The following is a 21630-nucleotide window of genomic DNA, read 5'->3' as shown; positions in this document are numbered from 1 at the left end:
CTCCCCGTGGATTGGCCCGCCCCAGCGGCCCCCGCCGCGCCTAACGTGCCCCCATGGACCGCACGCTCGCCGCCGACCTCGCCCGGCTCCCCGAACTCCTCGACGCCACCCGAGGCGCCGCCGCCGACGCGCTCGCCAGCCTGGACGCGCGTCCCGTCGTACCGGCCGCCGGAAAGCCGCACGACCCCGAACCCCTCCCGGAACACGCCACCGGCACGGACACCGCGCTCGCCGCCTTCCGCGACCGCTGGGAGCCGCGGCTGTCGGCCTCCGCGGGACCGCGCTACCTCGGCTTCGTCACGGGAGGTGCCACCCCCGCCGCCCTCGCCGGGGACTGGCTCACCGCCGTCCACGACCAGAACTCCAACTCGGCCCTCGACGGCGGCGGCCAGGACCTCGAACGCGAGACCGTCGGCTGGCTCCGCGACCTCTTCGGCCTGACCGCCGCCCACTCCGGCACCTTCGTCTCCGGCGCCACCATGTCCAACACCACCGGCCTCGCCATCGCCCGCGAATGGCTCGGCGAACGCCTCGGCGTGTCCCCGGCCGAGGACGGCGCGGCGGCCCTCGGCCCGGTCCGCGTGCTCTCCGGCGCACCGCACTCCTCGATCGCCAAGGCCCTCTCGGTCCTCGGCCTCGGCCGCAACTCCCTGGTCCGGGTGCCCACCCTGCCCGGCCGCGAGGCCGTCGACCCCGCGGCCCTGGAACGGGCGCTGGCCGGCACCCCCGGACCGGCCGTGGTCGTCGCCAACGCGGGCACCGTCAACACCGTCGACTTCGACGACCTCCGGGCGATCGAAGCCCTGCGCGAGCGGCACGACTTCTGGCTGCACACCGACGCCGCGTTCGGTGCCTTCGCCGCCCTCGCCCCGGAGCACGCGCACCTGGTCGACGGCCTCGACGCCTCCGACTCCGTCTGCGTGGACCTGCACAAATGGCTCAACGTCCCCTACGACAGCGCCGTCCAGTTCACCCGTCGGCGTGACCTGCAGGCCCGCGTCTTCCAGAACTCCGCCGCCTACCTCGGCCCCCTCGGGGCCCACCCCGACCTCGTCCACCTCACTCCGGAGAACTCCCACCGGCTGCGCGCCCTCGCCGCCTGGTTCACGCTCCGCGCGTACGGCCGCCAGGGCCACCGGGAGATCGTCGAACGCGACATCACCTGCGCCCGCGCCCTGGGCGCCGCCCTGGAGGCGGACCCCGCCTTCACCCTCCTCGCCCCGGTCCGCCTGAACGTCGTCTGCTTCACCCTCGCCGAGGCCCCCACCCCCGAGCGCCTCACCGCCCTGCGGGAGGCGGTGGCCGCCGAGGTGTTCGTCACCCCCACCGTCTACGGGGGAACCGCCGCCGTGCGTGCTGCGTTCTCCAACTGGCGTACCACGCAAGCGGACGTACGCCGGGCAGCGGAGGCCCTCGGCGCAGCGGCAAGGGAGATCGCATGACGAACAGCCCCCTGACTCTGATCGAGGTCGAGTCCCTGGCGCGCAGCGCGCACGAGGGCCAGACCGACAAGGCCGGCCGGCCGTACGCCGAACACCTCGCGGCCGTGGCCGAGGGCGTGCGGCTGCGCGGGGGCAGTGCCGATCAGCAGGCGGCGGCCTGGCTCCACGACGCCATCGAGGACGAGGCCCTCAGCCTCACCTGGCTCGACGCGGCGGCCCTCCCGCAGACGGTGAAGGACATGGTCCTCGCGGTCACCAAACGCCCGGGCGAACCGGTCGAGCAGTACGCGGCCCGCATCCTGGCCACCCCCGGCGCCCTGCTGGTCAAGGAGGCCGACCTCGCGCACAACGCGGACCCCGTACGCCTCTCCGTGCTGGACGGTCCCACGCGCGAGAGGCTGTCCGCAAAGTATGCGAATATCCGTTCCCTCCTCGGCCTCCCCACCCCGTGACCCGCGCCCCGCGCCCGAAATATTCCTGTCGCACTTGTGGTTGGCGGAAACGGAACCACGGCGGTCCGTCACGGGGCGTATAGCCGAGGCCCGTTGGTGGGAGGATGGTCCATGTGGGGGTGTGCCTGGCCGTGCGCCCCGGGCCGACCAGGGGACGACCGAAGGTGTGATCAGTAGTGGCCATTTCGCTGTCAGTGGTGGTTCTGTTGGGGGTCATCCTGGTGGTGCTGATCCGCGGCAACCACATCAAGACGGGGCCCGCCATCGTCGCGGCGCTCTTCGGCTTCTTCCTCGCGTCCAGCTCGATCGCGGACGACGTGAACCGCTTCCTGAACTCCCTCGCGACGATGATCGCGAACATCAAGCTCTGACCCCGGCGACGTCAACCCCGTCAGGGGGAGACGGCGTGGCAGGGGAGTGCTGCCGGACGGGACCGGTTGACGGGGCCGGGTACTCGATGCGTACGAGTACACCCACCTCGCCGACGCCGGGGACCGGCACGCCCGGCCGCGCGGGAGGGGCGGGACGGTGCAAGGGGCTGCGACTCCATGATCTTCGGCACACGGGCCATGCGTTCACCGCCTCGGCGGCAGCCGGCACACGGGAGTTGACGACGTACAGGGTCCGCAGCACCGCCCGCGCGGACCTGGTCACGGCCCCGGGAACGACGAAGGGCCAGGTCGAGGAAACACCCTCTGACCTGGCCCTTCGTACTTCTGAGCGGGTGACGGGAATCGAACCCGCGTAGCTAGTTTGGAAGACTAGTGCTCTACCATTGAGCTACACCCGCAACGCGCGCGCCGCAGGTCCGGGGACCTCGGCACGGACAGCATCCTAGCGGGTCGCTCCCGGTGGGTGCACACCACATTCGGCGCCGTGGCGGAGGTCCGCCCGAAATGCCTCCGGAAACCCCGCGCATCAGAGTGTCTCCGGGCATGTACCCTACGTGTCGCACCGACGGGGTGTGGCGCAGCTTGGTAGCGCGTCCGCTTTGGGAGCGGAAGGTCGTCGGTTCGAATCCGGCCACCCCGACCAGCAGCAGTGTCTCCACAAGATCGCGTTGTGGGCTGATTGCCGCTTGCGGTTACTATGCAAGCTGCGTGCCCGTGTGTCTGATGTACCGGGCCGAAGTCCGCTGAACCGCTGAATCACAGCGCGACGGCAGAATCCCCAGCAGTCAGCCACAAGGAGACCGAACCGTGAAGAGCGCCGTGGAGACCCTGAACCCGACTCGGGTTCGGCTCACTGTTGAGGTGCCCTTCGAGGAGCTCAAGGACAGCCTCGACGCGGCGTACAAGAAGATCAACCAGCAGGTCACGGTGAAGGGCTTCCGCAAGGGCAAGATCCCGGCCCGCGTCATCGACCAGCGCTTCGGCCGCGGTGCGGTGCTGGAGGAGGCCGTCAACGACGCGCTCCCGAAGTTCTACACCGAGGCCGTCAACGAGGCCGACCTGAACCCGCTGGGCCAGCCGGACGTGGACATCACCGAGCTGAAGGACGGCGAGGTCCTCGCCTTCACCGCCGAGGTCGACGTCCGTCCCGAGATCGAGATCCCGGACTTCTCCGGCATCGAGGTCGAGGTCGACGCCATCGAGGTCTCCGACGAGGACGTCGAGAAGTCCGTCGAGCAGCTGCGCGGCCGCTTCGCGTCCACCACGGACGTCGAGCGCGCCGCCGCCGAGGGTGACGTCGTCACCATCGACCTCGAGGCCAAGGTCGACGGCGAGGTGCTGCCCGACGGCGTCGCCTCCGACGTCTCCTACACCATCGGCTCGGGCGAGCTCCTCGAGGGCATCGACGAGGCCGTCACCGGCCTGGAGGCCGGCGGCGAGGCCACCTTCACCTCGCAGCTGAAGGGCGGCTCCGCCGAGGGCAAGGACGCCGAGGTCACCGTCAAGGTCACCAAGGTCTCCGCCAAGGAGCTCCCGGCGCTGGACGACGAGTTCGCGCAGCTCGCGAGCGAGTTCGACACCATCGAGGACCTCAAGGCGGACAGCCGCAAGCGCCTCGAGAACATGAAGCAGTACGACCAGGCCACGCAGGCCCAGGAGCGCGTCCTGGAGAAGCTGCTGGAGCTCGTCGAGGTCCCGATCCCCGAGAAGCTCCTCGCGGACGAGGTCCAGACCCGCAAGCACAACCTGGAGCACCACCAGCTCGGCCAGATGGGTCTGACCATCGAGAAGTACCTGGAGTTCCAGGGCAAGACGGTCGAGGAGTTCGACGCCGAGACCTCCGAGCAGGCGATCAAGGGCATCAAGACCCAGTTCGTCCTCGACGCGCTGGTCAACAAGGAGAAGCTGGGCGTCAACCAGGAGGAGCTCACCGAGCACCTCATGCGCCGCGCCGCTTCCTCCGGCATGTCCCCCGACCAGTTCGCCCAGGCCGTGGTCGAGGGTGGCCAGGTTCCGATGCTGGTCGGCGAGGTCGCCCGCGGCAAGGCCCTCGCGGTCGTCGTCGAGGCCGCCAAGGTCGTCGACACCAACGGTGAGGTCGTGGACCTGTCCGACGAGGACGAGGAGCAGGCCGCCGAGACCGTCGAGGCCGTCGTCGACGGTGACGACGAGGTCGAGGCCGAAGAGGCCGAAGAGGCCAAGTAACACCTCGGGCGAAGCCCACTGAGCAGTGCCCCGGAGGGCCCGGACACGGTCGTGTCCGGGCCCTCCGGCATAGCCCCGGTATGGCCCCCGTAAGGCCCCCGGAGCTTGCGCTCCGAGCGAACAGTTCGGGAAGCGGGATGGCGTTGTCCTACCTGCGCGTTAGGGTCCATGAATACGAGGGCACGTGAGTACCCGGGCGCCGGCGGACCCGTCCGCTCCGGCCGGACCGGACCCCAGAACGAGACGCTGAGACGGCACATGGCCGTCGGAGACGAGCAGGTGGATACGTGACGAATCTGAAGCCTTACGCCGCGGGTGAGCCGTCCATCGGTGGCGGCCTCGGCGACCATGTCTACAACCGGCTGCTCGGCGAGCGCATCATCTTCCTCGGCCAGCAGGTCGACGACGACATCGCCAACAAGATCACCGCGCAGCTCCTGCTCCTGGCCGCCGAGCCGGAGAAGGACATCTACCTCTACATCAACAGCCCCGGTGGCTCCGTGACGGCCGGTATGGCCGTCTACGACACCATGCAGTTCATCCCGAACGACGTCGTCACCATCGGCATGGGCATGGCCGCCTCGATGGGGCAGTTCCTGCTCACCGGTGGCGCCAAGGGCAAGCGCTTCGCCCTGCCGAACACCGACATCCTGATGCACCAGGGCTCCGCCGGCATCGGCGGCACCGCGTCGGACATCAAGATCCAGGCCCAGTACCTGCTGCGCACCAAGCAGCGGATGGCCGAGATCACCGCGTTCCACTCGGGCCAGACCGTGGAGGCGATCATCCGCGACGGTGACCGCGACCGCTGGTTCACCGCCGAGGAGGCCAAGGACTACGGCCTCATCGACGAGATCATCTCGGCCGCGTCCAACGCGCCGGGCGGCGGCGGCACCGGGGCCTGATCCAGGCCCCGCCGTCAGTACCCGTCAGCCGACAGCCCGCAGAACGCCACCAGGATGGTGAACACCCAGATGCAGAACAACCTCTCCGCGAGCGGCCTCTACACCGGCCCGCAGGTGGACAACCGCTACGTCATCCCGCGCTTCGTCGAGCGCACCTCGCAGGGCGTGCGCGAGTACGACCCGTACGCGAAGCTCTTCGAGGAGCGCGTGATCTTCCTCGGCGTGCAGATCGACGACGCGTCCGCCAACGACGTCATGGCGCAGCTGCTGTGCCTGGAGTCGATGGACCCGGACCGCGACATCTCCATCTACATCAACAGCCCCGGTGGCTCCTTCACCGCGCTGACGGCGATCTACGACACCATGCAGTTCGTGAAGCCGGACATCCAGACGGTCTGCATGGGCCAGGCGGCCTCCGCCGCCGCGGTCCTGCTGGCCGCCGGTACCCCCGGCAAGCGCATGGCCCTGCCGAACGCCCGCGTGCTGATCCACCAGCCCTCCGGTGGCACCGGCCGCGAGCAGCTCTCCGACCTGGAGATCGCGGCCAACGAGATCCTGCGCATGCGTGACCAGCTGGAGACCATGCTGGCCAAGCACTCGACGACGCCGATCGAGAAGATCCGCGACGACATCGAGCGCGACAAGATCCTGACGGCCGAGGACGCCCTGGCGTACGGCCTGATCGACCAGATCGTCTCGACCCGCAAGAACTCCCACTGATCCTTGCCGCCAGTTGACGCGGGCACATCGCCGGATTCGGCGATGTGAACCACGTCAAGGGGGCCCCGCACGGGGCCCCCGGCAAGGTACCGTCGGATATGAGGCACCAGGAGCGCTGAACCAGGCGTCTCCCAGGCGAAGGGGAAGCACCTCGTGGCACGCATCGGTGACGGCGGCGATCTGCTCAAGTGCTCGTTCTGCGGAAAGAGCCAGAAGCAGGTGAAGAAGCTCATCGCAGGACCCGGTGTTTACATCTGCGACGAGTGCATCGACCTCTGCAACGAGATCATCGAAGAGGAGCTCGCGGAGACCTCCGAGGTCCGGTGGGAGGAACTCCCCAAGCCCCGTGAGATCTACGAGTTCCTGGAGAGCTACGTCGTCGGCCAGGAGCCGGCGAAGAAGGCGCTCTCGGTAGCGGTCTACAACCACTACAAGCGCGTGCAGGCCGGCGAGAACGGCGGCGCGCAGGGCCGGGACGACGCGATCGAGCTCGCCAAGTCCAACATCCTGCTGCTGGGCCCCACGGGCTCGGGCAAGACGCTGCTCGCGCAGACCCTCGCCCGCATGCTGAACGTCCCCTTCGCCATCGCCGACGCGACGGCGCTGACGGAGGCCGGGTACGTCGGCGAGGACGTCGAGAACATCCTGCTGAAGCTGATCCAGGCCGCCGACTACGACGTCAAGAAGGCCGAGACCGGGATCATCTACATCGACGAGATCGACAAGGTGGCCCGCAAGAGCGAGAACCCGTCGATCACGCGCGACGTGAGCGGCGAGGGCGTGCAGCAGGCCCTCCTGAAGATCCTGGAAGGCACGACCGCCTCCGTACCGCCGCAGGGCGGCCGGAAGCACCCGCACCAGGAGTTCATCCAGATCGACACGACGAACGTGCTCTTCATCGTGGGCGGCGCCTTCGCCGGCCTGGAGAAGATCATCGAGTCGCGTGCGGGCGCCAAGGGAATCGGCTTCGGGGCGACGATCCGCTCGAAGCGCGAGATCGAGGCCAGCGACCAGTTCCAGGAGGTCATGCCGGAGGACCTGGTGAAGTTCGGGATGATCCCCGAGTTCATCGGCCGCCTCCCCGTGCTGACCTCCGTGCACAACCTGGACCGTGAGGCCCTGCTCCAGATCCTGATCGAGCCGCGCAACGCGCTGGTGAAGCAGTACCAGCGGCTGTTCGAACTCGACGGTGTGGAGCTGGACTTCGAGCGCGAGGCGCTGGAGGCCATCGCGGACCAGGCGATCCTCCGCCAGACGGGCGCGCGCGGCCTGCGCGCCATCATGGAAGAGGTCCTGATGTCGGTGATGTACGAGGTCCCGTCCCGCAAGGACGTGGCCCGCGTGGTCATCACCTCGGAGGTGGTCCGCTCCAACGTCAACCCGACGCTGGTCCCCCGGATCGTCCCGAAGGACCAGGGCCCGCACGAGAAGTCGGCGTAGCCGCAACGAACACCACGCAGAAGGGGCGCCCCCGACCGGGGGCGCCCCTTCTGCATGTCCCGCTGTCCTGCCTACTTCTTGACGCGTGAAGTGTTGTAGAGCTTCGCGGCGAGTTCCGCGGTCTGCTCCAGGGTGTAGCCCGACTTGCCGCTGAGCAGGGACGCCACTTCCATGGAGGTGACCGTGCCGACGGTGCTGAAGTCACCCCAGATGCAGATCGGGAGAGTGAACTCCTTGGGTCCCTTGACCGTCGTGTCCTTCGAGATGAACTTGGCTTCCTGGCACTTCATCACGGCGCCCTTGAAGTTGGCCGGACTCATCGTCTTCGGGCTGCCGATGAGCTCGACCGACATCTTGCTGTCGTTCTTGGCAGCCTCCAGCTTGGCCGTGGCGAAGTAGCCGTCCACGGCCTTCTCCGGGGCCGCCACCTCGCCGTAGAGGCCCGAGAAGTTGAGGAGTTTGCCGGCCAGCGGGTTCGACGGGTCTTTGGCGGTCTCGTAACCCATGCCCACCTTGGTGGGATTCTTGACGCCCACCGCCTCGGCTTCCTTGCGGTCCTCGTCGGAGAAGCTCTTCTCCTTGTACTTGGGGTCCTTCTTGAAGTCGTCCACCGACTCCGGGGCGACCAGCTTGTAGCCCTTGGTGTCCGCGGAGATGTTGCCGCCCCCGCCGCCCATGAGGTACCAGCCGCCGCCCGCGATCACCGCGACCGCGACGATCACGCCGATGATCACGCCGGCCTTGGACTTCTTCGGGGGCTGGCCGCCGTACGGGGCCTGCTGCTGCGGGTAGCCGTACGCCGGCGTCGGGGGCTGCTGGGGGTAGCCCTGCGGGGGGACGCCCGGCTGCTGCGGGTAGCCGTAGCCCGGCTGCGGGGCCGCGGGCTGCCCGTACGGGTTGGGCTGCGGGGCGGGCTGCCCGTACGGGCCGGGCGGCGGCGGGGGCTGCTGCCCGTACGGTCCCGGCTGCTGGGGCTGCTGCCCGTAGGGCCCTGGCTGGTTGTAGCTCATCCCGCGTCCCCCAATGAGGTTGCTTATACGTTTCACACATCCTGACGGAAGCCAGGCGCGGGAAGGGCGCCGGGCCCCGGGAATACCGGTTTCATGACTGGACTGTTACCGCTCTAAACTGTGCCCCGTGACCGAGAACACGCAGACACCCAGCAGCCCCACCTCCGAACTGCCGACCACGTACGCGCCGGCCGAGGTAGAAGGGAAGCTCTACGAGCGCTGGGTAGAGCGCGGTTACTTCGAGGCGGACGCCAAGAGCGAGAAGCCTCCGTACGCGATCGTCATCCCGCCGCCCAACGTCACCGGCAGCCTGCACCTGGGCCACGCCTTCGAGCACACGCTGATCGACGCCCTCACCCGCCGCAAGCGCATGCAGGGCTACGAGACGCTGTGGCAGCCCGGCATGGACCACGCCGGCATCGCCACCCAGAACGTCGTCGAGCGCGAGCTCGCCAAGGAGGGCAAGTCCCGCCACGACCTCGGCCGGGAGGCCTTCGTCGAGCGCGTCTGGCAGTGGAAGGACGAGTCCGGCGGTCAGATCTCCGGCCAGATGCGCCGCCTCGGCGACGGCGTCGACTGGTCCCGTGAGCGCTTCACCATGGACGAGGGCCTCTCCGAGGCCGTCCAGACCATCTTCAAGAAGCTCTACGACGACGAGCTGATCTACCGCGCCGAGCGCATCATCAACTGGTGCCCCCGCTGCCTGACCGCGATCTCCGACATCGAGGTCGAGTACCAGGACGACGAGGGCGAGCTCGTCTCGATCCGCTACGGCGAGGGCGACGCGTCCATCGTCGTCGCGACCACCCGCGCCGAGACGATGCTGGGTGACACGGCCGTCGCCGTCCACCCCGAGGACGAGCGCTACAAGCACCTCGTCGGCACCGAGATCGAGCTGCCGCTCACCGGCCGCCGCATCCCGGTCGTCGCGGACGAGCACGTCGACCCGGAGTTCGGCACCGGCGCCGTCAAGGTGACCCCGGCGCACGACCCGAACGACTTCGAGATCGGCCAGCGCCACAACCTGCCGAACCTCGCCGTCATGGACGAGCACGCGATCATCACCGCCCACGGCCCCTTCCAGGGCCTGGACCGGCTGGAGGCCCGCTCCGCCATCGTCGGCGCGCTGCGCGCCGAGGGCCGGATCGTCGCCGAGAAGCGCCCGTACACGCACTCCGTCGGCCACTGCTCGCGCTGCAAGACCACCATCGAGCCGCGCCTGTCGATGCAGTGGTGGGTCAAGGTCGGCCCGCTCGCCAAGGCCGCCGGTGACGCGGTCCGCAACGGCGAGGTCAAGATCCACCCGCAGGAGATGGAGAAGCGGTACTTCGACTGGGTCGACAACCTCCACGACTGGTGCATCTCGCGCCAGCTGTGGTGGGGTCACCGCATCCCGGTCTGGTACGGCCCGAACGGCGAGGTCGTCTGCGTCGGACCGGACGAGCAGCCGCCCACCGGCGAGGGCTGGACCCAGGACACCGACGTCCTGGACACCTGGTTCTCCTCGGGCCTGTGGCCGTTCTCCACGCTCGGCTGGCCGCAGCAGACCGAAAGCCTGGAGAAGTTCTACCCGAACGCCGTCCTGGTCACCGGCTACGACATCCTCTTCTTCTGGGTCGCCCGGATGATGATGTTCGGCCTCTACGCGATGGACGGCACCCCGCCGTTCCACACCATCGCCCTGCACGGCATGGTCCGCGACGAGCGCGGCAAGAAGATGTCGAAGTCCTTCGGCAACGTGGTCAACCCGCTGGACTGGATGGACAAGTACGGTTCCGACGCCGTCCGCTTCACCCTGGCCCGCGGCGCCAACCCGGGCGTCGACGTCCCGATCGGCGAGGACTGGGTCCAGGCATCCAGCAAGTTCGCCAACAAGATCTGGAACGCCACGCGTTTCGCGATGATGAACGGCGCCACGATCGAGGGCGAGCTGCCGCCCGTCGAGCAGCTGTCGGCCACCGACCGGTGGATCCTGTCCCGGCTGAACGAGACGGTCGCGCAGGTCGACGCGTACTACGAGGACTACCAGTTCTCGAAGCTCAGCGAGGCGCTCTACCACTTCGCGTGGGACGAGGTCTTCGACTGGTACGTCGAGCTGTCGAAGACGACCTTCTTCGCGGGCGGCGAGCAGGCCAAGGTCTCCGGCCGCGTCCTCGGCGAGGTCATCGACGTCATGCTGCGCCTGCTGCACCCGGTCGTCCCCTTCGTCACCGAGACGCTGTGGACCACGCTGACCGGCGGCGAGTCCCTCGTCATCGCCGACTGGCCCAAGGACAGCGGCTTCCGCGACGAGGCCGCCGAGGCGGAGATCGCCTCCGTCCAGTCGGTGATCACCGAGGTCCGCCGCTTCCGCAAGGAGCAGGGTCTGCAGGACGGCCAGAAGGTTCCGGCCCGTCTGGAGCTCGGCGCCACCGGGCTGGGCGCGCACGAGGCGGCCATCCGGCAGCTGCTGCGCCTCCAGCCGGAGGGTGACTCCTTCAGCGCCACCGCGACCCTCCCGGTCGCCGGCGGCACCGTCGCGCTCGACCTGTCGGGCACCATCGACGTCGCCGCCGAGCGCAAGCGTCTGACGAAGGACCTGGGCGCCGCGGAGAAGGAGAAGCAGCAGGCCGAGGCGAAGCTCGGGAACGAGGCGTTCATCGCCAAGGCCCCGGACAACGTCGTGGACAAGATCAAGGGCCGGCTCGCCAAGGCCGAGGCGGACATCGCCCGGCTCCAGGCGCAGCTGGACGGCCTGCCGGCCGCCTAGCAGCCGGTACGTACGCACAGGAGAAGGCCCCCGCGCCGTCGGTCGACGCGGGGGCCTTCGCCGTATCCCTTCCCCGTGCGAGGACCGGTGCCACAACGGACTGCTGTCCGAAGTGCCCTAAATCACTCCGGTTTCGGTTCCGGGTGATCCGAACCGGAGCGCGGACCACGGATGATGGAGGGCATGCGCGTCAAGCCCGTCGTCCCGGCCTTCGACCGGCTGGTGGCTTCCGGCCGCCGGCACACCGAGAGCTGGGCCGGGTCGCCGCGGGCCGTGGACGTGCTCACCGCGCTCGCCTGCCTCGGCCTGATGGCCCTCGACCTTCCGGGTCTGGCCGCCGCCGACAACTCGCTGAGCGGGCCGGCCGCCGCCGTGGTCCTGGCCCTGGGCTGCACCACCCTGCTGGTGCGCCGCCGGCAGCCCTGGATCTCGTACCTGGCCGCGCTGCTCTTCATCGGGTGGCTGCACGAGCTCACCCTGATCCAGTTCGCCCTCTACTCGGTCGGCCGTTACCGCGGGCGCCGGGCCGGGATCCTCGCCACGCTCGGCTACGTCGCCTTCGCGCTGGTCATGTTCGTCCTGCCGGGCTGGCCCGAGCCCGCGGGGCAGACCCTCAGCGGGTTCCTCAGCCTGGTCGTGCCCATCGGGGTGCTCGCCTCCGCGGTGGGCATCGCCGCCTACCGGCACGATTTGGTCGGGGAGCTGACCGCCCGGCGGGCCGAGTCGGCCGTTCTCCATGCCGTCCAGCAGGAGCGCACGTCCGTGGCCCGCGACGTCCACGACTTCGTCGGGCGCGAGCTGACCCTGCTCACGGTCCGCTCCGAGGTGCTGTCGATGCGGGCGCGCGAGACGGCGTACGGGCCGGACTTCGAGGAGCTGGCCGACACCGCCCGGCGGGCCCATCTGGTGCTCAACGAGATCATCGTGCAGCGCGGGGAGCGGGCCTCGACCCCGGGTGTGGACGGGCTGCCGGCGCTCGCCGAGGAGAGCGGGCGCGCCGGTTCGCCCGTCCGGCTGGTCATGGACCAGGACGCGCACGGGCTCTCCCCGCTGCGGCAGGCGGCGGTCTACCGGGTGGTGCAGGAGTGCCTGACCAACGCCGCCAAGCACGCGCACGGGCAGACCATCGAGGTGTCGATCACGACGGACGGCCCGCGGCTGCGGATAGCCGTCAGCAACGCGCTGCCGGCCCGGACCCCGGGCCGGGCCCCCGTCTCGGCGGGCTCGGGCACGGCGAGCATGTCCGAGCGCGTACGCAGCCTGGGCGGGACCCTGACGGCGACGCGCACGCGGGACTCGTACGAGGTCGTCGCCACCCTCCCGCGCGGCTGACCGGCAAGATCCGGAAGAGACGGCCTAGCCCCGGGCCGGGGCCGGCAGGGCGCCCGGGGTGTCCAGGTCCTCCACGCAGCGGCCGGAGCCCAGTGCCACGCAGTCCAGCGGGTCGTCCGCTACGAAGACCGGGATGCCCGTGGCGGAAGCCATCCTCAGGTCCATGCCGGGCAGCAGTGCTCCGCCGCCGGTCAGCACGATGCCGTGTTCCATCACGTCACCGGACAGCTCCGGCGGGCACTCCTCCAGGGTGGTGCGCACGGCGGCGATGATCGCCTCGATGGGCTCGTCGAGCGCGGCCCGGACGTCCTGGGCGGTCAGCCGGAGGGTCTGGGGCATGCCGCCGACCTTCTCGCGGCCGCGCACGGTGAAGGTGCGCGTCTCCAGCTCCGGCCGGTCCGGAACCGGCCAGGCCGATCCGACGCCGAGCTTGACGTCCTCGGCGGTGCGCTCCCCGATGAGCAGCCCGTGTTCCTTGCGTACGTGGTCCATGACGGCCGCGTCGAGCCGGTCCCCGCCGACGCGCAGCGACCTGGACGTGACGATGCCGCCCAGGGAGATGACGGCGACCTCGGAGGTGCCGCCGCCGATGTCCACGACCATGGAGCCGCGGGGTTCGGCCACGGGCAGCCCGGCGCCGATCGCCGCGGCCATCGGCTCCTCGATCAGGTGCACGACCCTGGCTCCGGCGCGGGTGGCCGCCTGGACGATGGCCCGCCGCTCGACCGGGGTGACGCCGGAGGGCACGCAGATCACCATGCGGGTGCGGGGCCGCCGGCCCGGGACGGCCTTGCGGACGAAGTGCCGGATCATCTCCTCCGCTGCCTCGTAGTCGCAGATCACGCCGCCCCTGAGCGGGCGGATCGCGGTGATGGAGCCGGGGGTGCGGCCGATGGTCTCCTTGGCGTCCGTGCCGACGGCCAGGGCGGTGGTGGTGCCGGCCCGTACGGCGACCACGGACGGCTCATTGAGGACGATCCCGTGCCCCCGTGCGTAGACGAGGGTGTTGGCGGTGCCCAGGTCGATCCCTATGTCGCGGCTGGATACTGTCTTGTTGCTGCTGGCCTGCGGCATTTATTCCCCTATCTCCTGCCGCAAGGCTTGCATAACGATCCGGTCGCTCCGGGCGCCGGAGGTCCCGAAACGGCCGGGCCGAAAGTCCTCCGGGTCCCCGTCCGTAGACTGGCCCTGTGAGTGACCAGCAGCCCGAGAGCCACGACCGCGACGACAACGACGACCTCGCCGGTACCTTCGACGAGTTCGACCAGATCGTGGCGGAAGAGTCCGACCGCGACCCCGACCTGGCGGTGATCGAGGCCGGCAGCCGCACCCTGCGCGCCCAGGCCGGACCGCCCCAGGGCGACCCGGTACCCGCCCGGCCCGTCGACCCGGAGGTCGCCAAGGCGCTGCTGGAGGTGGAGCAGGAGCTCGCCACCCGCTGGGGCGAGACCAAGCTGGAGCCCTCGGTGTCGCGGATCGCGGCGCTGATGGACGTGCTGGGCGAGCCGCAGCGCGCGTACCCGTCCATCCACGTCACCGGCACCAACGGCAAGACGAGCACGGCCCGCATGATCGAGGCCCTGCTGAACGCCTTCGAGCTGCGCACCGGGCGCTACACCAGCCCGCACGTGCAGTCGATCACCGAGCGGATCAGCCTCGACGGGGAGCCGATCACCGCCGAGCGGTTCGTCGAGACGTACCACGACATCAAGCCGTACGTGGAGATGGTCGACGCAGCCGAGGAGTACCGGCTGTCCTTCTTCGAGGTGCTCACCGGAATGGCCTACGCGGCCTTCGCGGACACCCCGGTGGACGTGGCCGTGGTCGAGGTCGGCATGGGCGGCAGCTGGGACGCGACCAACGTCATCGACGCGTCCGTCGCGGTGGTCACCCCGATCAGCCTGGACCACACCGACCGGCTCGGCTCCACGCCCGGTGAGATCGCCGTGGAGAAGGGCGGCATCGTCAAGCAGGACGCGACCGTGATCCTGGCCCAGCAGCCGGTGGACGCGGCGCAGGTGCTGCTGAAGAAGGCCGTCGAGGTGGACGCCACGGTGGCCCGTGAGGGCATGGAGTTCGGGGTCGTCTCGCGCGAGGTCGCGGTGGGCGGCCAGCAGCTGACGCTGCGCGGTGTGGGCGGCGAGTACGACGGCATCTTCCTGCCGCTGTACGGCGCGCACATGGCGCACAACGCGGCGGTGGCCCTGGCGGCCGTCGAGGCCTTCTTCGGGGTCGGCCAGGAGCACGCCCGGGTCCTGGACCTGGACACCGTGCGCAAGGCCTTCGCCTCGGTGTCCTCGCCGGGCCGCATGGAGGTCGTGCGGCGCAGCCCGACGGTGGTCCTGGACGCGGCGCACAACCCGGCGGGCGCGGCGGCCACCGCGGACGCGGTCACCGAGTCCTTCGGCTTCAGCCGGCTGATCGGGGTCGTCGCCGCGAGCGAGGGCAAGGACGTCCGCGGGGTGCTGGAGGCCTTCGAGCCGATCTTCGCGGAGGTGGTGGTGACGGAGAACTCCAGCCACCGGTCGATGGGCGCGGACGAGCTGGCGGCCGTCGCGGTCGAGGTCTTCGGCGCGGACCGGGTGCAGGTGGAGCCGCGGCTGGACGACGCCCTGGAGGCGGCGATCACCCTGGCGGAGGAAGAGGCCGAATACGGAGGGGCCGGGGTCCTGGTGACCGGTTCCGTGATCACGGTGGGCGAGGCCCGCCTGCTGCTGAAGAGGGGCTGAGGGATGCGCACGCTGTGTGCGAGCACGCTGATCGGCGAGTTCTTCGTGATCGGCTTCGCGGGGCTCGTGGCGATGAAGGACCCCGATCTGACCCAGGCCACGGTCTGGACGGTGTGCGGGGTCGCCATGCTGCTGTCGGTGCTGCTGTGCGGGATGCTCTCGCGTCCCGGGGCGGTCCAGCTGGGCTGGGCCCTGCAGATCGGCCTGATCGTGAGCGGGTTCGTCGTGCCGACGATGTTCTTCCTCGGCGCGGTGTTCGCCGGGCTGTGGTGGTGCTCCGTGCACTACGGCCGCAAGATCGACACGATCAAGGCGCGCTGGGCGGCCGCCCAGGAGGCGCAGGGCGCGCCCGGGGCGCCTGACGCTGCGTGACGGGTCCCCCGACCGGCCCTGTAGATTCGCCCTACCGCACCCGTTTGCCGCAAGGAGCCGCAACATGACCCAGCGCACCCTCGTCCTGCTCAAGCCCGACGCCGTCCGTCGTGGTCTGGTCGGCGAGATCATCGGCCGCATCGAGCGGAAGGCCGGCTGGACCATCCCCGCACTGGAGCTGCGTACGCTGGACCAGGAGACCCTGGAGGCGCACTACGGCGAGCACAAGGGCAAGCCGTTCTACGAGCCCCTCATGGGCTTCATGGCGAGCGGCCCGATCGTCGCCCTGGTGGTCGAAGGCGAGCGGGTGATCGAGGGTGTCCGCCAGTTGGCCGGACCCACTGACCCGATCGCGGCGGCGCCGGGCTCCATCCGGGGTGATTTCGGCACGATCACGCGTGAGAACCTGATCCACGCCTCGGACTCGGAGGAGTCCGCCGAGCGTGAGCTGAAGCTGTTCTTCCCGGCGCTCTGAGCACTCTTTCCTGACGGAACATCAGCCGAATAGCGCTCATGACCTGGGGCGACCGAAGTAATTTCGGTCGCCCCACGGTATTTCCGGGCCGAAGCGGGAACGCCTGGGCAGGACACGTCGTCACCACTGAGGGGGCGGGTATCCATTCCGGCGGGATTGCCGGAGTCCCGTCGCGCGGTCTTCGTACTTGCGGCACTACGATGGGGCCTCCACCCACACACCCACCTCGCCGACCTGACAGCAGCCGCTATCAACTGGAAGGCCAGACGCTCCTCATGGGGAACAAGGGGAACAAAATGTCGTTCATCGGCCGTGACATGGCGATCGACCTCGGGACCGCCAACACGCTGGTGTACGTGAGGGGCCGGGGGATCGTCCTGAACGAGCCGTCCGTGGTCGCCATCAACACGAACACCGGTGGCATCCTGGCGGTCGGCTCGGAAGCGAAGAAGATGATCGGGCGCACGCCCGGCAACATCGTCGCAGTACGGCCCCTCAAGGACGGCGTCATCGCCGACTTCGAGATCACCGAGCGCATGCTCCGGTACTTCATCCTCAAGATTCACAAGCGCCGCTACCTGGCCCGCCCGCGCGTGGTGGTCTGCGTTCCCTCCGGCATCACGGGAGTGGAGCGACGCGCCGTCATCGAGGCGTCCACGCAGGCCGGCGCCCGCCAGGTGCACATCATCGAAGAGCCCATGGCCGCCGCCATCGGCTCGGGCCTGCCCGTCCACGAGGCCACCGGCAACATGGTCGTGGACATCGGCGGCGGCACCACCGAGGTCGCCGTCATCTCCCTCGGCGGAATCGTCACGGCACAGTCCATCCGGGTGGCCGGCGACGAGCTCGACAATGCGATCATCCAGCACATCAAGAAGGAGTACTCGCTCCTCCTCGGTGAGCGCACGGCCGAGCAGATCAAGATCACCATCGGGTCGGCCTACGACCTCGACAAGGACGAGCACACCGAGATCCGCGGTCGCGACCTGGTCTCCGGCCTGCCCAAGACGGTCGTCATCTCGGCCGCCGAGGTCCGCAAGGCCATCGAGGAGCCCGTCAACTCCATCGTCGACGCGGTCAAGACCACGCTCGACAAGTGCCCGCCGGAGCTCTCCGGCGACATCATGGACCGCGGCATCGTCCTGACCGGCGGCGGCGCCCTGCTGCGCGGCCTCGACGAGCGGCTGCGCCGGGAGACCGGCATGCCGATCCACATCGCGGAGGACCCGCTCGACTCGGTCGCGCTCGGCTCCGGCAAGTGCGTCGAGGAGTTCGAGGCCCTCCAGCAGGTCCTGGACGCCCAGCCCCGTCGCTGACAGATGCCCCTCCTTGCCGGAGGGGCCATGCGGAACACACAAGGATCCGCCGTACGGGTGCTACCGGGCCCGTGCGGCGGATCGTTGATATACAGGCAAAAGAGAAATCCGACGAGGAAGGCACGGCCGCCGCACGTGAGGGACACACGAGAAAGCCGGCTGCTCCTGGTGCTTCTGATCGCCATCGCGTTCGCACTGATCACGGTGGACATCAGGGCAGGCGAGGAGTCGCCGGTCGACGGTGCCCGGCAGGCCGCCGCAGCGGTCTTCGGCCCGGTCGAGGAAGGTGTGGCGACCGCGGTCGATCCGGTCGCCAACGCCATAGGGGCGGTAAGGGACTCCGGCGAGCGCCACAACCGCGTCGCCACGCTGGAGCGCGAGAACGCCGCGCTGAAGGCCAAGCTGGGCAGCGAGGACCAGACCCGCAGCCGCATCCACGAGCTCGACGAGATGCTCAAGCGGGCCGGCGCCGGGCAGTACGGCATCAAGGGCGCCGAGGTCATCGCCATAGGAGCGGCCCAGGGCTTCTCGTGGACCGTCACCATCGACGCCGGCAGCAAGGACGGCATCGAACGCGACATGACCGTCCTCAACGGGGACGGGCTCGTCGGCCGGGTCAGCACCGTCGGCCCCGACACCGCCACCGTCGTCCTCGCCAACGACCCCGACTTCACCGTCGGCACCCGGCTGGAGAAGACCGGTGAACTCGGCTTCGCCACCGGCCAGGGCGACCGTGCCCTGTCCGTCCAGATGCTCAACGGCAAGGCCAAGGTCAGCCCCGGCGACCGACTCGTCACCTTCGGCTCGCGCGGCAACAAGCCCTTCGTGCCCGGCGTGCCGATCGGCGAGGTGGTCAAGGTCGACCCCTCGCGCGGCGACCTGACCCGCACCGTCTGGGTGCGTCCGTTCGTCGGCTTCTCGCGCCTGGACATCGTCGGCGTCGTGGTGATGCCGCCGCGCGAGGACCCCCGCGACGCAGTCCTGCCGCCCAAGCCCGAGGCACCCAAGCCCACCCCGACGGTCACCGTCACGGTCACCCCGTCCGTGCCCGCCAAGCCGGCCGACGACTAGGAGCAGACCACGCATGCGCTTCAACCGGATCCTGCTCTCGGCCACCCTCGTCGTGGTCGCCCTCGTCATCCAGGTCACCGTCCTGGGCCGGCTCCAACTGCCCGGCGCCGTGCCCGACCTGCTGCTCCTCACGGTCGTCTCGCTCGCACTCGTGTACGGGCACGTCAGCGGCGCGCTCATCGGCTTCGCCGCCGGTCTCCTCGCCGACCTGGCCCCGCCCGCCGACCACGCCGCCGGGCGGTACGCCCTCGTGCTGTGCGTCATCGGCTACGTCGCCGGGCTGACCCGCCCCGACGGCGGCCGGTTCCGTTCCGCCTGGGGCCCGATGCTCACCGTCGTCGCCGCCGCGATCGGCTCCACCCTGCTCTACGCGAGCGTGGGCGCCCTCGTCGGCGACACCGCCGCCCGCCACGTGGGCCTGACCGGGCTGGTGTTCACCGCCACCCTCTACGACCTGCTGCTCGCGCCGTTCACCGTGCCGTGGATCATGGCGCTGGCGCGGAAGGCCGAGAACGACCCGATGGCCGTCGAGGCCGGCGGCGGCCCCGCCAACAAGGCCGCCGACGTCTCCGCCGGCTGGCTGGCCGGCGGCACGGGCCTGCGCATCGGCAGCCAGCGCGGCGGCCTGCGCCTGAAGACCGCGCGCTCGCGGGCCAACAAAGCTGTCCGTATAAAGGGGGTCAAGGCGGTCAAGGGTGTGAAGAGCGTCAAAAAGCTGTAAGGGAGGAGCAGTCGTGACCAACGTTCCGGAGACCGGCCGTACCTCCCGGGTGCAGATCAGGCTCGTCATGATCCAGGTGCTCGTCCTCTCGATGTTCCTCACCCTCGGCGGACGGCTCTGGTACCTGCAGATCCGCAACGGCGACGAGTACTACCACGAGGCGAAGAGCAACCACGTGCAGCGGGTCGTCCAGCCCGCCGTGCGCGGCTCGATCCTCGACGCCCGCGGGGTCCCGCTCGCCGACAACGAGACCCGCCTCGTCGTCTCCGCCAGCCGCACCGCGCTGATGAAGATGAAGGACAAGGGCAAGGGCGTCATGACCCGCCTCGCCGACGTCCTGGACATGAGCCCCAGGGAGGTCATGGACAAGGTCCGGCTCTGCGACTCCCAGACCCCCGCGCCCTGCTGGAACGGCTCCCCGTACCAGCCGATCCCGGTCACGCTCGAAGCCACCACCCAGCAGGCGCTGCAACTGCGCGAACGCCCGGAGGACTTCCCCGGCATCACCGCCGAGCCCACCGCGGTCCGCCGCTACCCGGCCCCCGGCGGGGCCCGTACCGCACAGGTGCTCGGCTACCTCTCACCGGTCACCGACGACGAGATCCAGAAGGCCAAGGACTCCGACTCGCCTCACCTGCGGTCCGACCAGGTCGGCCGCTCCGGCATCGAACGCACCTACGACAGGCAGCTGCGCGGCAAGGCGGAGGTCACCTCGTACGAGGTCGACAACCTCGGCCGGGTCATGGGCCAGACCAAGTCCGACCCGGGCGTGGCCGGATCCACCCTCGTCACCAGCATCGACGCCCGGGTCCAGGCCGTCGCCGAGTACGAGCTCCAGGACGCGATGAAGGTCGTCCGCAACGAGACCGACAACATCACCGGCCGCAAGTACGAGGCCGACTCCGGAGCCGTCGTCGTCATGGAGGCCAAGACCGGCCGCATCGTCGCGATGGCCTCCCAGCCCGACTACGACCCCAACACCTGGGTCGGCGGCATCTCCGGCAAGGACTACGCGAAGCTCACCAGCAAGAACTCCAACTACCCGCTGCTCAACCGGGGCATCCAGGGCATGGCGCCCGCGGGCTCCATCTTCAAGGTGGTCTCCGCGAGCGCGGCCGTCCGGGCCGGCTACAAGTTCGACGACAAGTACAACTGCAGCAGCTCCTACAGCCTCGGCGGCCGCAGCTTCGCGAACTTCGAGTCCAAGGGGCACGGCCCGATCACCCTCGGGGACGCCCTCAAGTTCTCCTGCAACACCGTCTTCTACGCCCTGGGCCACAAGGAGTGGCAGCGCGACGGCGGCCTCAGCCCCAAGAAGGACGCCCACGACTGGTTCTACCGGACCGCCCGGGAGTTCGGACTCGGCTCCGAGACCGGCATCGACCTGCCGAACGAGGTCACCGGCCGGATCCCCGACCGGAAGTGGAAGCAGAACTTCTGGAAGGCCAACAAGAACGCCTGGTGCAAGCAGGGCAAGCGGGGCGGCACCTACGTCGAGCAGATCGCGTACGAGAGCTGCCTCGAAGGCAACCAGCTGAAGGCCTACGACAGCATCAACTTCGCCATCGGCCAGGGCGACGTCCTCGTCACCCCCATCCAGATGGCCACCGCCTACTCCGCCATCAGCAACGGGGGCACCCTCTACAACCCCACCGTCGGCAAGGCCGTGATCAGCCCCGACGGCAAGCACATCGAGATGATCAAGCCCCAGTCGCACGGCCGGCTGCCGATCGACGCCAAGACCATCAGAGACCTCGACGGGGGCCTGCGCTCGGTCGTCGAACCCGGCGGCACCGCCGCCTGGCGGTTCGGCGGCTGGCCGATGGACAAGATCCCGATGCACGCCAAGACCGGCACCGCCCAGGTCTACGGCAAGCAGACCACGTCATGGCTGGCGACCTACACCAAGGACTTCACGATCGTCATGACGATCTCCCAGGGCGGCACCGGCTCGGGCGCCTCCGGCCCCGCCGTCCGCAACCTCTACAACGCCATCTACGGTCTGACCATGGACGGGAAGCAGGACCTCAAGAAGGCCCTGCTGCTGGGCCCCGAGGCGAAGCTGCCCCGGATCGAGCCCGACGGCTCCATCATTTCCCCGGAGATCCGGCCGTACGTGCCGGCGTCCCCCGAGGATCTGGAGCCGGCCGTGCTCGCCGGGCCGCCCGCACCGCCCGCGGCTCGCCAGGATTAGGGGGTGTCCTGCCGATCAGGGCGGGCTCGCGGCGGCCGGCACCGCACCTCGCCGCGTTGTCCTCGGTCGGCGACGCTCCGCGTCGCCTCCCTCGTCCGCCTTGCG

At 69.6% G+C, this 21630-nt stretch carries 18 protein-coding genes and 2 tRNA genes; 17 read left to right on the top strand and 3 right to left on the bottom strand.

Annotation, left to right across the window (positions count from 1 at the left end; genetic code table 11):
- Window positions 1-53: 53 nt before the first annotated feature.
- The 3 genes from JYK04_RS16190 (at window position 54) to JYK04_RS16180 (ending at window position 2265) form a co-directional block, all read left to right on the top strand.
- On the top strand, window positions 54-1442 hold the full coding sequence (locus JYK04_RS16190) for a pyridoxal phosphate-dependent decarboxylase family protein (protein ID WP_189736955.1): 1389 nt from the start codon (window positions 54-56) through the stop codon (window positions 1440-1442).
- Window positions 1439-1894: an HD domain-containing protein gene (locus JYK04_RS16185; protein ID WP_189736953.1), complete on the top strand. Its 456-nt coding sequence runs from the start codon at window positions 1439-1441 to the stop codon at window positions 1892-1894. Before JYK04_RS16190 ends, JYK04_RS16185 begins: the two co-directional genes overlap by 4 nt.
- 176 nt (window positions 1895-2070) lie before the next feature.
- On the top strand, window positions 2071-2265 hold the full coding sequence (locus JYK04_RS16180; RefSeq protein ID WP_030026959.1) for a membrane protein: 195 nt from the start codon (window positions 2071-2073) through the stop codon (window positions 2263-2265).
- A gap of 348 nt (window positions 2266-2613) precedes the next feature.
- Here JYK04_RS16180 and JYK04_RS16175 read toward each other — a convergent pair.
- A tRNA-Gly gene (locus JYK04_RS16175) sits at window positions 2614-2684 on the bottom strand.
- A 168-nt stretch (window positions 2685-2852) separates the two neighbouring features.
- Here JYK04_RS16175 and JYK04_RS16170 point away from each other — a divergent pair.
- The 5 genes from JYK04_RS16170 (at window position 2853) to clpX (ending at window position 7556) form a co-directional block, all read left to right on the top strand.
- A tRNA-Pro gene (locus tag JYK04_RS16170) sits at window positions 2853-2929 on the top strand.
- A gap of 164 nt (window positions 2930-3093) precedes the next feature.
- Window positions 3094-4491 (top strand): trigger factor, encoded by a 1398-nt coding sequence (gene tig, locus JYK04_RS16165; protein WP_189736951.1) that lies wholly within the window; start codon window positions 3094-3096, stop codon window positions 4489-4491.
- 287 nt (window positions 4492-4778) lie between these two features.
- The gene (locus tag JYK04_RS16160) at window positions 4779-5396 is read left to right on the top strand and encodes an ATP-dependent Clp protease proteolytic subunit (protein ID WP_030008567.1); all 618 of its coding nucleotides are present in this window, start codon (window positions 4779-4781) and stop codon (window positions 5394-5396) included.
- A gap of 54 nt (window positions 5397-5450) precedes the next feature.
- On the top strand, window positions 5451-6116 hold the full coding sequence (locus JYK04_RS16155; RefSeq protein ID WP_272933164.1) for an ATP-dependent Clp protease proteolytic subunit: 666 nt from the start codon (window positions 5451-5453) through the stop codon (window positions 6114-6116).
- A 153-nt stretch (window positions 6117-6269) separates the two neighbouring features.
- Entirely contained in the window at window positions 6270-7556 is a 1287-nt protein-coding gene (gene clpX / locus JYK04_RS16150; protein ID WP_030008569.1) for an ATP-dependent Clp protease ATP-binding subunit ClpX, read from the top strand.
- 71 nt (window positions 7557-7627) lie between these two features.
- Here clpX and JYK04_RS16145 read toward each other — a convergent pair whose 3' ends face one another.
- Window positions 7628-8566: a hypothetical protein gene (locus JYK04_RS16145; RefSeq protein WP_189736949.1), complete on the bottom strand. Its 939-nt coding sequence runs from the start codon at window positions 8564-8566 to the stop codon at window positions 7628-7630.
- A gap of 127 nt (window positions 8567-8693) precedes the next feature.
- Here JYK04_RS16145 and JYK04_RS16140 point away from each other — a divergent pair, with 127 nt between their 5' ends.
- Complete coding sequence (locus JYK04_RS16140; protein ID WP_189736947.1) at window positions 8694-11315, top strand: valine--tRNA ligase; 2622 nt, start codon at window positions 8694-8696, stop codon at window positions 11313-11315.
- Between the two features lie 183 nt (window positions 11316-11498).
- Complete coding sequence (locus tag JYK04_RS16135; protein ID WP_189736941.1) at window positions 11499-12647, top strand: sensor histidine kinase; 1149 nt, start codon at window positions 11499-11501, stop codon at window positions 12645-12647.
- Between the two features lie 24 nt (window positions 12648-12671).
- Here JYK04_RS16135 and JYK04_RS16130 read toward each other — a convergent pair whose 3' ends face one another.
- The gene (locus tag JYK04_RS16130) at window positions 12672-13721 is read right to left on the bottom strand and encodes a rod shape-determining protein (RefSeq protein ID WP_189736939.1); all 1050 of its coding nucleotides are present in this window, start codon (window positions 13719-13721) and stop codon (window positions 12672-12674) included.
- Window positions 13722-13837: 116 nt separating this feature from the next.
- On the opposite strand from JYK04_RS16130, the gene folC reads away from it, so the two are divergent.
- The 7 genes from folC to mrdA all read left to right on the top strand — a co-directional run bounded on the left by folC (window position 13838) and on the right by mrdA (window position 21525).
- The gene (gene folC, locus JYK04_RS16125) at window positions 13838-15376 is read left to right on the top strand and encodes a bifunctional tetrahydrofolate synthase/dihydrofolate synthase (protein WP_373297424.1); all 1539 of its coding nucleotides are present in this window, start codon (window positions 13838-13840) and stop codon (window positions 15374-15376) included.
- 3 nt (window positions 15377-15379) lie between these two features.
- The gene (locus tag JYK04_RS16120; RefSeq protein WP_189736937.1) at window positions 15380-15748 is read left to right on the top strand and encodes a DUF4233 domain-containing protein; all 369 of its coding nucleotides are present in this window, start codon (window positions 15380-15382) and stop codon (window positions 15746-15748) included.
- Between the two features lie 64 nt (window positions 15749-15812).
- Window positions 15813-16223 carry a nucleoside-diphosphate kinase gene (ndk, locus tag JYK04_RS16115; protein ID WP_030008577.1) on the top strand — a complete coding sequence of 137 codons (411 nt, stop codon included), beginning with the start codon at window positions 15813-15815 and terminating at the stop codon, window positions 16221-16223.
- Window positions 16224-16519: 296 nt separating this feature from the next.
- Window positions 16520-17539: a rod shape-determining protein gene (locus JYK04_RS16110; RefSeq protein WP_030008578.1), complete on the top strand. Its 1020-nt coding sequence runs from the start codon at window positions 16520-16522 to the stop codon at window positions 17537-17539.
- Between the two features lie 135 nt (window positions 17540-17674).
- Complete coding sequence (mreC, locus tag JYK04_RS16105) at window positions 17675-18610, top strand: rod shape-determining protein MreC (protein ID WP_189736935.1); 936 nt, start codon at window positions 17675-17677, stop codon at window positions 18608-18610.
- A gap of 13 nt (window positions 18611-18623) precedes the next feature.
- Window positions 18624-19331, top strand: coding sequence for a rod shape-determining protein MreD (mreD, locus tag JYK04_RS16100; protein WP_189736932.1), 708 nt, complete (start codon window positions 18624-18626; stop codon window positions 19329-19331).
- 13 nt (window positions 19332-19344) lie between these two features.
- Entirely contained in the window at window positions 19345-21525 is a 2181-nt protein-coding gene (gene mrdA / locus JYK04_RS16095; RefSeq protein ID WP_189736930.1) for a penicillin-binding protein 2, read from the top strand.
- Window positions 21526-21630: the final 105 nt, after the last annotated feature.

It is taken from the genome of Streptomyces nojiriensis (genome assembly GCF_017639205.1).
Lineage (GTDB): Bacteria > Actinomycetota > Actinomycetes > Streptomycetales > Streptomycetaceae > Streptomyces > Streptomyces nojiriensis.
The sequence above is the reverse complement of the archived record's forward strand: the minus strand, read 5'-3'. Positions and strand labels throughout refer to the sequence as shown.